Source organism: Kitasatospora sp. Xyl93 (assembly GCF_055383135.1).
Map to the genome: position 1 here is coordinate 3,948,247 of NZ_AP029185.1, position 12,680 is coordinate 3,960,926.

Annotated in this window: 9 protein-coding genes and 1 pseudogene; 9 read left to right on the forward strand and 1 reads right to left on the reverse strand. The window is 72.5% G+C overall.

Going from position 1 to position 12,680, the window contains the following annotated elements:
- The first annotated feature begins 174 nt into the window (after positions 1–174).
- Together ACZ5GH_RS17640 and ACZ5GH_RS17645 are read left to right on the forward strand one after the other, a co-directional pair.
- Complete coding sequence (locus ACZ5GH_RS17640; RefSeq protein WP_387752299.1) at positions 175–1,020, forward strand: RNA polymerase sigma factor SigF; 846 nt, start codon at positions 175–177, stop codon at positions 1,018–1,020.
- A 144-nt stretch (positions 1,021–1,164) separates the two neighbouring features.
- Positions 1,165–2,070 (forward strand): RNA polymerase sigma factor SigF, encoded by a 906-nt coding sequence (locus ACZ5GH_RS17645; protein WP_464334714.1) that lies wholly within the window; start codon positions 1,165–1,167, stop codon positions 2,068–2,070.
- Here ACZ5GH_RS17645 and ACZ5GH_RS17650 read toward each other — a convergent pair.
- The gene (locus tag ACZ5GH_RS17650; RefSeq protein WP_464334715.1) at positions 2,057–3,061 is read right to left on the reverse strand and encodes a tyrosine-protein phosphatase; all 1,005 of its coding nucleotides are present in this window, start codon (positions 3,059–3,061) and stop codon (positions 2,057–2,059) included. The genes ACZ5GH_RS17645 and ACZ5GH_RS17650 overlap by 14 nt on opposite strands.
- 354 nt (positions 3,062–3,415) lie before the next feature.
- Here ACZ5GH_RS17650 and ACZ5GH_RS17655 point away from each other — a divergent pair, with 354 nt between their 5' ends.
- The 7 genes and pseudogenes from ACZ5GH_RS17655 (at position 3,416) to ACZ5GH_RS17685 (ending at position 12,671) form a co-directional block, all read left to right on the forward strand.
- Positions 3,416–5,782 carry a hypothetical protein gene (locus tag ACZ5GH_RS17655; RefSeq protein ID WP_464334716.1) on the forward strand — a complete coding sequence of 789 codons (2,367 nt, stop codon included), beginning with the start codon at positions 3,416–3,418 and terminating at the stop codon, positions 5,780–5,782.
- A gap of 111 nt (positions 5,783–5,893) precedes the next feature.
- Entirely contained in the window at positions 5,894–7,408 is a 1,515-nt protein-coding gene (gene pelF, locus ACZ5GH_RS17660; protein WP_387752289.1) for a GT4 family glycosyltransferase PelF, read from the forward strand.
- Between the two features lie 100 nt (positions 7,409–7,508).
- Positions 7,509–9,029 carry a hypothetical protein gene (locus ACZ5GH_RS17665; RefSeq protein ID WP_464334717.1) on the forward strand — a complete coding sequence of 507 codons (1,521 nt, stop codon included), beginning with the start codon at positions 7,509–7,511 and terminating at the stop codon, positions 9,027–9,029.
- A gap of 137 nt (positions 9,030–9,166) precedes the next feature.
- Positions 9,167–10,159: an SDR family NAD(P)-dependent oxidoreductase gene (locus ACZ5GH_RS17670; RefSeq protein ID WP_387752283.1), complete on the forward strand. Its 993-nt coding sequence runs from the start codon at positions 9,167–9,169 to the stop codon at positions 10,157–10,159.
- Positions 10,160–10,234: 75 nt separating this feature from the next.
- A pseudogene (locus ACZ5GH_RS17675) lies at positions 10,235–10,936 on the forward strand (nucleotidyltransferase family protein); the annotation flags it as partial.
- 125 nt (positions 10,937–11,061) lie between these two features.
- Positions 11,062–11,979 carry an NAD-dependent epimerase/dehydratase family protein gene (locus ACZ5GH_RS17680; RefSeq protein ID WP_464334718.1) on the forward strand — a complete coding sequence of 306 codons (918 nt, stop codon included), beginning with the start codon at positions 11,062–11,064 and terminating at the stop codon, positions 11,977–11,979.
- A complete protein-coding gene (locus ACZ5GH_RS17685; RefSeq protein WP_387752278.1) occupies positions 11,976–12,671 on the forward strand; it encodes a spherulation-specific family 4 protein in 696 nt (231 codons plus the stop codon). The genes ACZ5GH_RS17680 and ACZ5GH_RS17685 overlap by 4 nt, the downstream gene beginning before the upstream one ends.
- Positions 12,672–12,680: the final 9 nt, after the last annotated feature.

Consider the following 12,680-nt stretch of genomic DNA (forward strand, 5'->3'; position numbering starts at 1 on the left):
CCGGCCGGCCCGGGAAAGGTTGAACGCCCCACCAACACACCTCCGTCGGGTGCTTGCCCGACGTGTGCCCACCTTGTGATGCTATGACCGGTTTTGCCGGACATGGCGAGGTAGTGAACCAGCCGCGACACCCGCTCCGCAGGGACCGCCGTTGACGACTTTGGGAGGGGTGAGATGTCCGTGGACGAAGTGCTGGCCGCGATCACCAGCCCGGCCGGCGAGCTCCGCCCGGACCGGCTGCGCGGCCCCGGCGGCCGCCCCGCCGTGGACGTCCGGACGCTGACCCGGGTGCTGTTCGAGCGGCTCGCCGAGCTGCCCCCGGACGCCCCCGAGCGGGAACGGGTCCGGGCCGCCCTGATCGAGGTGAACATCCCGCTGGTCCGCTACGCGGCCACCCGCTTCCGCAGCCGCAGCGAGCCGATGGAGGACGTCGTCCAGGTCGGCACCATCGGCCTGATCAACGCGATCGACCGCTTCGACCCCGGCCGCGGCGTCCAGTTCCCCACCTACGCGCTGCCGACCATCCTGGGCGAGATCAAGCGCTACTTCCGGGACAACGTCCGCACCATGCACGTCCCGCGCCGGCTCCAGGAGCTCTGGGTCCAGGTCAGCGGCGCCATGGAGGAGCTGACGGTGCTGCACGGGCGGGCCCCCAAGGTGCCCGAGATCGCCGCCAGCCTGCGGATCCCCGAGGAGGACGTACGGGCCTGCCTGGACGCCGGACGGGCCTACAACGCGGCGTCCCTGGAGGCCGCGCAGGAGCACGAGGGCGGGCTGGCGCTGCTCGACCGGCTCGGCTACGAGGACTCCGCGCTGGCCGAGGTCGAGCACCGGGACATGGTCCGCCACCTGCTGGTCCAGCTCCCCGAGCGGGAGCGGCGGATCGTGATGCTGCGGTTCTTCGCCAACCTGACCCAGTCCCAGATCAGCACCGAGCTGGGGATGTCCCAGATGCACGTGTCCCGGCTGCTCTCCCGGATCCTGACCAGGCTTCGGACCGGCAACTCCTGGGAAGAGTGACATTGCAGCCAGTTACCCCGACGTGACATCTTGCGACGTTCGGGTTTGCCGTAGACCGTGTTCCGGTATGGAGGGGGAAGGCCCTCGCCGGGAACCTCCGCGCGACGGCCCCCGTTCAGCTGACAGTCACAAGGGGGTGGGTGCATGTCCGGAGAGCCGGCCACTGCGGAGATCCACGCTGGACAGGCCAACGGCACGGCCGTCGTCGAGGACCTGGTCCCGCGGCAGCGGGTCGAACCGGTCCGGCCGCCCGGCCCCGAGGCGGCGCCGGAGACGCCGCCCGGCTCCGCGCTGGACACCCGGACGCTCTCCCGCTCGCTGTTCCTGCGGCTGGCCGCGCTGGAGCCCGGCAGCGCCGAGCACACCTACGTCCGCGACACCCTGATCGAGCTCAACCTGCCGCTGGTCCGGTACGCCTCGGCGCGCTTCCGCAGCCGCAACGAGCCGATGGAGGACATCGTCCAGGTCGGCACCATCGGCCTGATCAAGGCGATCGACCGGTTCGACCCGGAGCGCGGGGTGGAGTTCCCCACCTTCGCGATGCCCACCGTGGTGGGCGAGATCAAGCGCTTCTTCCGGGACACCAGCTGGTCGGTCCGGGTGCCCCGGCGGCTCCAGGAGCTGCGGCTGGCGCTCACCAAGGCCGGTGACGATCTCTCCCAGCGACTGGACCGCTCCCCCACCGTCGCCGAGCTGGCGGTCTGCCTGGGCGTCAGCGAGGAGGACGTGGTCGAGGGCCTCGCCGTCGGCAACGCGTACACCGCCAGCTCGCTCGACTCCAGCACCGGCGAGGAGGACAGCGACGGGCCGCTGGCCGACCGGCTCGGCTACGAGGACCTCGCGCTGGAGGGCGTCGAGTACCGGGAGTCGCTCAAGCCGCTGCTGGCCAAGCTGCCGCCGCGCGAGCGCCGGATCATCATGCTGCGGTTCTTCGGCAACCTGACCCAGTCGCAGATCGGCGAGGAGATCGGGATCTCCCAGATGCACGTCTCCCGGCTGCTCACCCGGACGCTCACCCAGCTGCGCGAGGGGCTGATCAACGAGGGCTGAGCCGGCCGCCGGTGGCCGGGCCGCCGCCCGGCCCGGCCACCGGGTCCGCCACCGGGTCGTCCAGCAGGTTGGCGCGCAGCCCGGCCAGCACCTCGTCGTCCAGCCCGAGCCCGTCCCGCCAGAACGCGTCGAAGCCGCCCCAGCCGGCCTCGACCTCGGCGAAAGCCGCGTCCAGGTAGCCGCCGTCGGCCCGGAAGACCGGCAGCAGCAGCTCGGGCTCGCGCATCAGGCCGCGGCCGCCGAGGTCGTCCAGCACCCGCCGCACCACTGGGGCGGAGCGCTCGTTGGTGAGCAGGTAGTCCGTCCGGACGGTCCCGCGGTCCACCCCGAGGGCGGTCAGCAGCAGCGCGGCGGCCCAGCCGGTGCGGTCCTTGCCCGCGGTGCAGTGGAACAGCAGCGGCGGGCCCTCCGGGGCCGCCAGCAGGCGCAGCAGGGCCGCGAAGCGCTCGCGCGCCACCCGCTCCGTGACGAACCAGCGGTAGAGGCCGGTCATCAGCGCGGCCGCCCGGCCGTCGCCGAGCAGCGCCCGCTGGCGCTGCGGACTGTGGTCGGCCAGCGCGTCGCGGACCAGCACGAAGACGTCGAAGTCCGTTGGCAGCAGCGGGAGGTGGTGGAGGGTCACGCCGGCCGGCAGGCGGTCCAGGCCGGCCTCGCGGACCTCGCCCATGCTCCGCAGGTCCACCACGCTGCGCAGGCCGAGCGCGCCGAGCGGGCCGATGTCCTCGGCGGTGACATGGTTCAGGCCATCGCTGCGCAGTGCCACCCCGCGCCGGAGAATCCGCCCGTCAGCCGCCCGGTAGCCGCCCAGATCGCGGGCATTCAGCGCACCCCGCAAACCGAGACTGCGCCCGACCAGCGGCGTTCCGTACGGCTCCGGTGACGCATTCCGTACGCTCCGGAATCCCGCCGGCTCGGTATGCTGATCGACCACGCGAGCGCCTCCATTGCATATTCGGACTGTCACATGGCACAGCGGTGCCCGATATTGCATGAACCTGCCCGACCGGGCGGTGGGATGTGCAAGAGTGTCATGCGCAACGACGACAGTGTAGGTGTCCCGCCCGACCCGCCGAGCCACACCGTCGGTTACCGCTTGTAGCACTCAGCTTCCGGTTTTTCATTTTCAATTCATTATTTGCGCCGCCGGTACGGTTCCGGTCACAATCAGCGCCTTCATGGCTTCGCCATGAACGTTGGTAACAGGTTCGCTGCACTCTCGCCCGATTGGTCCCTCGCACTGCCGTCCCTCGACCAGGATGGGCCCGGGCAGCCTGCTGCCCGCGAACAGCTACACGGGCAGGCGAGCGCGGAGCAGCGCGACGCCTGTACCAAGGGGAGGATCACCATGGGTCGAGCGACCCGAAGAGTCGCCGCGTGCGCGGCGGCAGTCCTGCTGGCCAGCGGCTTGCAGACCACCCTGGCCCACGGCGACACCGCGCCGCCCAGGATCGACCTCACCGTCCTGGTCATCGACGACGGCGGCCCGTCCGTCGCGGCCATCACCGCCGAGCTGAAGAGCCAGGGCACGCCTTACAAGGTCGTCAGCCTCAATGACCCCAACCGCCCCGTCATCAACTCCGCTTTCCTGAGCGACACGGTGAACGGCCAGTCCCGGGGGAAGTTCCAGGGCATCGTGCTGCCCAACGAAAACCCCTTCCCCAACAGTGCCGCCGAGATGACGGCGATCGCGAGCTACGAAGCCGCATTCAACGTCCGCCAGATCGACGCGTACACGTGGGCCAGTCCCGCGGTGGGGCTGAACTACGCCCAGAATCCCGGATTCGCGGGCACCCTCGACGGATTCCAGGGCGCCACCACCGCGGCCGGAACTTCGGGACCGTTCGGGTACCTCAAGGGCAGCGTCCCCTTCGAGGACAACGACGCGAACGTCAGCGAGAGCTACGGCTACCTGGCCACCCCGCTCGCCGCTCTGCCGGCCGGCGCCTCCTTCGTCCCGCTCGTCGACGCGCCGATACCCGGCGCGACCGCCCGCGGTTCACTGGTCGGCGAGTACACCCACGACGGCCGCAAGGAACTGGTCGTCACGTTCGTCTACAACCAGTACCAGCAGCAGTACCGGCTGCTGGCCCGCGGCATGGTCGACTGGCTCACCCAGGGCGTCCACCTCGGCTACGACCGCAACTACTTCGCCACCCACGTGGACGACGTCTTCCTGGCCGACGACCGCTGGGACACCGTCCTCAAGTGCACCCCCGGCGACGTCACCTGCCCGCCCGGCACCCCGGACTCCGCCAACCCGATCCGGATGACCCAGGCCGAGGGCCAGCGCCTCAAGCAGTGGCAGACCGCCAACGGCTTCACCCTGGACATGGTGTTCAACGGTGGCGGCAGCGAGGACTGGAAGGCCGACCACGAGACCACCGTGGACGCCGCGGCGGACCAGCTGATCACCGACCAGAACAGCTACCGCTGGATCAACCACACCTACACCCACCCGTACCTGGGCTGCGTCCAGGACGTCTCGGTGGTGCCGTGGCGCTGCTCCAAGGACGCCGCCGGCAAGACGGTCTGGGTCGACCAGAACACCGTCTCCACCCAGATCAGGAACAACTCGGACTGGGCCACCGCCCGCGGCCTCCGGTTCGACCCGCAGACCCTGGTCACCGGCGAGCACTCCGGGCTGCTGACCGCGCCGCAGGAGACCAGCGACAACCCGAACCTGGCGCCGGCGCTGGCCGCCAACGGCATCAAGTTCACCGCCAGCGACGCCTCCCGCGAGGCCGCCCAGCGCGCCGTCGGCACCTCCACGCTGACCGTGCCGCGGTACCCGATGAACGTCTTCTACAACGCCGGCACGGCGAAGGAGGAGACCGACGAGTACAACTGGATCTACACCAGCAAGGCCAACGGCGGCAGCGGCGTCTGCGAGAACAACGCCAACTCGACCTGCCTGCCGCAGCCGCTGGACGTCAACACCGGCTACCAGTCGTACATCGTGCCGCTGGAGGCCCGGATCGACCTCGGCCACGTGCTGAGCAACGACCCCCGGCCGCACTTCGTGCACCAGTCGAACCTCGCCGAGGACGGCATCCTGTACCCGGTGCTGGAGAAGATCCTCGGCACCTACCGCTCGCTGCACGCGGACAGCGCCCCGATCGTGAACCTGAGCCAGCGCGAGATCGGTCTGGAGTTCCAGCGCCGCGCGGCCTGGAACACGGCGCTCGCCTCCGGCCAGGTCACCGCCTACCGGGTCGGCAACACCGTCACCGTGAACGCGCCGTCCGGCGTTCAGGTCCAGGCCACCATGCCGACCGGAACCGCTCAGAAGCTGGCCATCGGAACGACCGGGTTCGGTTCGTCCTACGCCGGTACCCTCTCGGGTTGGGTGGCCCCGGGCGCGCTGCAGAGCAGCGTCACCCTGCAGCTGCCGTCCGCGCCGACCGCCCCGGCCGCCGTCGCGCCGAGCGTCGCGGCCAAGTCCGTCCCGGCCCCGGCGCCGGCGGACAAGACGGTCGTCCCGCAGGGCGTCGCCATCCCGGTCCCGGCGGGCCCGAGCGACACCACCCGCCAGCCCGCTCCGTCCCTGGTCCCCGGTAGCGGAACCCCGGTGCCCGGTAAGGACGTCGCCGCTGGCAACATCGGGCAGGGCGGCAACGGCCACCACGGCGACAAGGCCGCGGCGAAGAACGGCAAGGCCTCCGGGGGGACGGCCACGCCGAGCAGCACCACCGGACGCCCCGGCAACCGGTAACCGGTACCACCCGCTGGTGGGGTCGGGCCGGGCGCCCGGCCCGGCCCCGCCACGGCTCCCGTTCCGGTCATCCAGACCGGAACCGACGCAAGAACAGGAGGGGGGACAGGAATGCGCGTCACCCTGCTCACCGAGGGGACGTATCCGCACCAGCACGGCGGCGTGAGCGTCTGGTGCGACCAGCTCGTTCAAGGCATGCCGGACGTCGAGTTCGACGTCATCGCCGTCACCGGAACCGGCCACGAACCACTGGCATGGGAGCTGCCCGCCAACGTGCGGTCGGTCACCACCGCACCGCTGTGGGGGCCGGCCTCGGAAGGCCGGCCGCCCCGCGGCAAGGAGATGCGGCGCTTCCTCAACGCGTACGAGCGCTTCCTGCACTCCATCCTCGACCCGGTCTACACCACCCACTTCGGCACCGAGCTGTACGGCTTCGCCGACCTCGCCCGGCGCGGGCTGCTCAGCCCGGCGCTGCGCAGCGAGCGGGCGCTGCGCACCCTCCAGCAGGTCTGGACCCGCGACTACCTGCCGACCGCCGTGTCCCGGCCCACCCTGCACGACGCCCTGAACGCCACCGACCTGCTGGAGCACGCCCTGCGGCCGCTCTCGGTCGAGCCGCCCAAGGACGGCGTCGCCCACGCGGCCAGCGGCGGGCTCGCCACCCTGCCCGGGCTGATCGCCGCCCAGCAGTACGGCGTACCGTTTCTGCTCACCGAGCACGGCATCTACCTGCGCGAGCGCTACCTCGGCTACCGCACCGGCCCGTACCGCTGGCCGGTCAAGGCGCTGCTGCTCGGCTTCTACCGGATGCTCGCCGAGGAGAGCTACCGGCAGGCCGCGCTGGTCACCCCCGGCAACCGGTACAACCGGCGCTGGGAGGAGCGCGGCGGCACGCCGTCCTCGCACATCCGCACCGTCTACAACGGGGTGGACCCGGCGGCCTTCCCGCCGGCCGGCCCCGAACCCGAGACGCCCACCCTCAGCTGGGCCGGCCGGGTCGACCCGATCAAGGACCTGGAGACGCTGATCCGGGCCTTCGCCATCGTCCGGCGCGAGATACCCGAGGCGCGGCTGCGGCTCTTCGGCGGCACGCCCAAGGGCGGCGAGGCGTACCGGGACGGCTGCATAGCCCTGGCCGCCGAGCTCGGCATAGCCGACTCGGTGGCCTTCGAGGGCCGCGTCGCCGACATCACCGACGCCTACGCGGCGGGCAACGTGGTCATGCTCTCCAGCATCAGCGAGGGCTTCCCGTTCACCCTGATCGAGGCGATGTCCTGCGGCCGCGCGACCGTCTCCACCGACGTCGGCGGCGTCCGGGAGGCCGTCGGCGACACCGGACTGGTCGTCCCCCCGCGCGAACCCGAACCGATGGCGGCCGCCGCGATCGAGCTGCTGCGCGACGCCGAACGGCGCGCCCGGCTCGGCGAGGGCGCCCGGCTGCGGGTGATCGAGCAGTTCACCCTCCGCCAGAACATCGACGGCTTCCGCGGCATCTACACCGAACTCCTGGGCACCGCCCGCTGGATGCCCGGCGGCGTGGTCGCCGTCACCGACCAGGTCCCCAGCCCCGACTGGAGCCAGCGGCCGGCCGCCGCCCGTCCCGAGCCGAGCGAGGTCGGGGCGTGAACGGGCGTCGGGGGTACCCCCTGCCGGAGGCCGGGGAAGAGCGAACCGTCGAAGGGCGCGTCCGCCGAGAGGCGGCCGCCGAGCACAGCGAGGTGGACGCATGAGCGGTCCTCTGCGTCTGGTCCCGGGCGAAGGCGGCCCCGAGCACACCATGCAGCTGCGCACGCTGCCGCTCAAGCGCCGTCGCCCCGCCCCGCCGGAGCCGGAGCCCGAGGAGTCGCTCTACCTCCCCGCGGACCCGCTGGACGAACTCGCCGAGCGCCTGCGCGACGTCTGCGCCGACGCCGTCCACCCGTACGAGATCGCGGCCTTCCTGGAGTCCGACGGCCTCTCGGACGAGCAGGCCGCCCTGCTGTACGGCCGCCCCGACGCGTTCACCGTCGCCGAGGAGCTGTTCGAGAAGGTCGAGCGCCGCTACCCCGGACCGAGCTCCGAGTTCGCCAACCCCTGGCGGGCCGACCCCTGGCGCTGCGTGGTGCGCGGCCTGGTGTTCGCCCTGCCGGGGCTCGGCTACCTGCTCGGCGCCAACCTGTTCGCGACCACCCGGATGCGCTTCGGCCTGCCCTCGGGCATGCTCGCGCTGTCCGTCGCCACGCTGGTCAGCTGGGGCTTCAACCAGGCGCTGGCGCACCGCTCCTACCGCTGGCTGGGCCGGCTGCGCCGCCGCGAGGCGGCGGTCTGCCTGGCCGTCGGCGCCCCGCTCGGCGCGCTGGTCGCGGCAGCCTCCGCCTACCTGGTCGGCGGGCCGCTCGGCGCGCTGTCCTTCGCCGCCGGGCAGTCCTGCTACCTGGGCGCGGCCACCGTGCTGCTGGTCCTGGGGCGGGAGAAGTTCCTGCTGCTGGCGCTGGCCCCGGCCTCGGTCGGCGCGGGCGTGGTGCTGGCGGTGGACGTCCCGCAGGTGGTCCGTACGGTCGTGCTGCTCGCCTCGCTGGCGCTGGCGGTCGGACTGGCCGTCCGCGAACTGCTGGTCTGCATCCGCGGCGGCGAACGCGAGTCCGTGGTGATGAGGCTGCCGGCCCGCCAGGAGGTCCCGCACCTGCTGTTCGGCCTGGCCTGCGGCGCGCTCACGCTGATCGCCGGCCTCGGCGGGACCATCCACCAGGCCGTGCAGACCGGCGGCCACCCCGCGCAGGAGACCTCGACCACCCCGACCGGCCCGGCCATGATCGCGCTGACGCTCAGCCTGGGCCTCGCCGAGTGGCTGCTCTTCCGCTACCGGGCCCTGGCGGTGGCCGCCCTGCGCACCAGCCACACCAGCGGCCAGTTCTCCCGCCGCACCGGCGCGATCCTGCTCGGCTGCCTGTTCATCTACCTCACCACCGTGGCCGCGCTGGACGCCGCCGCGACCGTGCTGTGGCCCGGCGCCCCCGCGCTCGGCGTGCCGCAGCTCGGCGCGATGCTGCTCCTCGGCGGCTCGCTCTGGCTGGCGCTGCTGCTGAACGCCTTCGGGTTCAGCTGGAGCACCGCCCTCGTCTGTCTGGCCGCCGCGGTCGCCGAGAGCGCCGGGCTGCTGGCAGGTGCGGACCCGATCGTCCTGCAGCTGATCGGCTGCGGGACGGCCGCCGTCGTCCTCACCGCACTCGCCGGGCCCGCGCTCGGCCGCACCACCCAGCACCGCTGAACACAACGAATGTCCCGCACGCCTCCTTTCGCGTGCACCGTCGTACCCGCTCCACCTGAGACACCCACCGGGCCACGGCGGCCGGCCGCACCACAGCGCGTCGGACCGCCCCGGCAGATCGAGAAAGCGAAATCCGCATGAGCAGCGTCGCGGTTACCGGAGCCGAGGGCTTCATCGGCTCCCACCTCGTCGAGACCCTGGTCGCCGACGGGCACCACGTCCGCGCGATGGTCCAGTACAACTCGTTCTCGTCCTTCGGCTGGCTGGAGACCCTGTCCGAGGACGTGCTGGACTCGGTCGAGATCGTCCTCGGCGACGTCCGGGACCCGGGCTCGGTCAACGGCCTGGTCAAGGGCACCGAGGCGGTCTACCACCTGGCCGCCCTGATCGCGATCCCCTACTCCTACCGCGCCCCCCACTCGTACGTGGACACCAACGTCACCGGCACCCTGAACGTGCTGGAGGCGGTGCGCCACCTGGAGATCCCCCGCCTGGTGCACACCTCCACCAGTGAGACCTACGGCACCGCGCAGACCGTGCCGATCACCGAGGACCACCCGATCAACACCCAGTCCCCGTACGCGGCCTCCAAGGCCGGCGGGGACCGGCTGGCCGACAGCTACCACGCCAGCTTCGAGACCCCGGTCGTCACCCTGCGCCCGTTCAACACCTTCGGCCCGCGCCAGTCGATGCGCGCCGTCATCCCGACCGTGATCGCCCAGGTCGCGGCCGGCCAGACCGAGATCACCCTCGGCGACCTGCGCCCGACCCGCGACTTCATGTTCGTCAAGGACACCGCCAACGCCTTCCGCACGGTGGGCACCGCGCCCGCCGAGGCCGTGGTCGGCCGGACCTTCAACGCCGGCACCGGCGGCGAGATCTCGGTCGGCGACCTGGTCACCCTGGTCGGCAAGCTGATGGGCGTCGACCTGGTGGTGAAGGAGGACGAGCAGCGCATCCGTCCGACCAACTCCGAGGTCATGCGCCTGGTCGCGGACGCGACCCGGCTGCGCGGGGCCACCGGCTGGGCCCCCGCCTTCAGCCTGGAGCAGGGCCTGGAGCAGACCATCGAGTTCTTCCGCGACCCGGCCAACCTGGCCCGGTACAAGACCGACATCTACAACGTCTGATCCGCCGCGACCGAGCTTGCTCGTCCTGGTAACCAAGGTTCGTGTCCTGCACATCCTTTCCGTGGGGGAAACACCATGCACGCAGTGATCCTGGCCGGCGGTAAGGGCGTCCGTCTCCGCCCGTACACCACCGCGCTTCCCAAGCCGCTCGTCCCGATCGGCGACCAGCACGCGATCCTGGAGATCGTGATGCGCCAGCTCGCCGCCGCGGGCTTCCAGAGCGTCACCCTGGCCATCGGCCACCTCGGCCACATCATCCGCGCCTACGTCGGCAACGGCTCCCAGTGGGGCCTGCGGGTCGGCTACGCCGTCGAGGACAGCCCGCTGGGCACCATGGGCCCGTTGCTCACCATGCAGGACCGCCTGCCCGAGCACTTCCTGGTGATGAACGGCGACATCCTGACCGACCTGGACTTCGCCGGGGTGCTCAAGCACCACGAGGCGTCCGACGCACCGCTGACCATCGCCACCTACGCCCGGCAGGTCAAGATCGACTTCGGTGTGCTGACCACCGCCGAGGGCAGCATCACCGGCTTCCAGGAGAAGCCCAGCATCGACTACCGCGTCTCGATGGGCGTGTACGGCGTCTCCCGCTCGGCGCTCGCCAAGTACACCCCCGGCCTGCCACTGGGCTTCGACGAGCTGGTGCTGGACCTGCTGGCCGCCGGGACCCCGCCGTCCGCGTACGAGTTCGGCGGCTACTGGCTGGACATCGGCCGGCCCGACGACTACGACCGGGCCAACGCCGAGTTCAACACCATCCGCCCGGTCCTGATGCCCTTCGAGTCGACCGGCATCACGTCCGGCGTCGCGGAGCTGCCGATCCCGGCCGCCCGCACCGCGCCGGACGACCAGGACGCCGAGCCCGCCGCCGCGGGCGTCGAGAGCGACGGACGGGCCGCGTGAGAATACTGCTCCTCGGCGGCGACGGCTTCCTCGGCCGTCACGCCGCCGCCGTCCTGCGGTCACTGCCCGGTGCCACCGTGCTGACCGCGGGCCGGCGGCCCGCCCACGACCTCCGGCTGGACCTGGCCACCACCCAGGCCGGCCCGCTCGGCGAGGAACTGTCCGCGCTGGCCCCCGACGCGGTGGTCAACTTCGCCGGCGCGGTGGCCGGCAGCGCGGTGAAGCTCGCCGAGGTCAATGCCCGCGGCCCGGCGGTGCTCTGCGAGGCGCTCTCCCTCGGCGCCCCGAAGGCCCGTCTGGTGCACATCGGTTCGGCCGGCGAGTACGGCGTCTGCGCGCAGGGCGAGTCGCTCTCCGAGGACGCCGACGCCCGCCCGGTCGGCGTGTACGGCGCGACCAAGCTGGCCGGCTCGCTCGCGGTGGCCGGCTCGCCGCTGGACGCCGTGGTGCTGCGGGTGTTCAACCCGGTCGGCCCCGGCGCCCCGGCGGGCTCGCTGCCCGGCCGGCTGGCCGCCGAGCTGCGCCGGGTGGCGCCCGAGGGCGCCGACGGCGTGGTCACGGTCGGCGACCTCTCCGCCTACCGCGACTTCGTCGACGCCCGGGACGTGGCGAAGGCGGTCGGCCTGGCCGTCACCGCCGACCGTCCGCTCCCCCGGGTGCTCAACCTGGCCTCCGGGCACGCCCGGCAGGTCCGGGCGATCGCCGACGGGCTGGTCGCCGCGGCCGGCTTCACCGGCCGGATCGACGAGAGCGGGGCGGGCTCCGAACGCTCGGCCGCGGTCTCCTGGCAGCAGGCCGACGTGTCGGCCGCCGCCCGGGAGCTCGGCTGGCGGCCGGAGACGGACCTCGCCGACACCCTGCGCGACCTGTGGCTCGGCACCGCCGCCCCCACCCCCGACCCGGTGGTCGCATGACCGCCGGGCAGACCCCCGACGGCCGCCTGCTGGTGCCGCTGTACGTCCACCCCGCGGTGGACCCGGCGGCCTGGCGGGCGGTCGCCGCCGCCGACCCCGCCCGGATCGCCGCCGTCGTGCTCAACCTCGCCGACGGCCCGGGCGAGGTCCCGGACCACGTCTTCGCCGAGGCGGCGGACGAACTCCGCGCCGCCGGCCTGCCGTTGGTCGGCTACACCGACACCGACTACGGCCGCAGACCGCACGCGGCCGTGGTGGCGGACATCCTGACGTACCGCCAGCGGCACGGCATCACCGGCGTCTACCTCGACCAGGTCAGCACCCACCCGGGCGCGTTGGCGCACTACCGGCGGCTGGCCACGGCCGCCCGCGCGGCCGGCTGCGGCACCGTGGTGTTCGGCCACGGCGAGCACCCGGACCCGGGCTACGCCGAGGTCGGCCTGGCCGACCTGCTGGTCACCTTCGAGGGCGACTGGGACGCCTACCGCACCATGACGCTGCCGCTGTGGACCGGTCGGCACGCGGCCTCCCGCTTCTGCCACCTGGTCTACGACGTCCCCGCCGAGCACGCCCCGGACGCCGCCGCCCTGATCGCCGCCCGGCGAGCCGGCGTCGGCTGCGCCGTACCGGGAGCCGGGGAGAACCCCTGGCGCACCCTGCCGTACGGCCTGAACGCCGCCGAACTGACCTGACCCGATCCG

Excerpts from the sequence above, each read along its gene's own strand:
- ACZ5GH_RS17640 (WP_387752299.1), top strand. The coding sequence starts at position 175 with ATGTCCGTGGACGAAGTGCTGGCCGCGATCACCAGCCCGGCCGGCGAG.
- ACZ5GH_RS17645 (WP_464334714.1), top strand. The coding sequence starts at position 1,165 with ATGTCCGGAGAGCCGGCCACTGCGGAGATCCACGCTGGACAGGCCAAC.
- ACZ5GH_RS17650 (WP_464334715.1), bottom strand. The coding sequence starts at position 3,061 with ATGCAATATCGGGCACCGCTGTGCCATGTGACAGTCCGAATATGCAAT.
- ACZ5GH_RS17655 (WP_464334716.1), top strand. The coding sequence starts at position 3,416 with ATGGGTCGAGCGACCCGAAGAGTCGCCGCGTGCGCGGCGGCAGTCCTG.
- pelF (WP_387752289.1), top strand. The coding sequence starts at position 5,894 with ATGCGCGTCACCCTGCTCACCGAGGGGACGTATCCGCACCAGCACGGC.
- ACZ5GH_RS17665 (WP_464334717.1), top strand. The coding sequence starts at position 7,509 with ATGAGCGGTCCTCTGCGTCTGGTCCCGGGCGAAGGCGGCCCCGAGCAC.
- ACZ5GH_RS17670 (WP_387752283.1), top strand. The coding sequence starts at position 9,167 with ATGAGCAGCGTCGCGGTTACCGGAGCCGAGGGCTTCATCGGCTCCCAC.
- ACZ5GH_RS17685 (WP_387752278.1), top strand. The coding sequence starts at position 11,976 with ATGACCGCCGGGCAGACCCCCGACGGCCGCCTGCTGGTGCCGCTGTAC.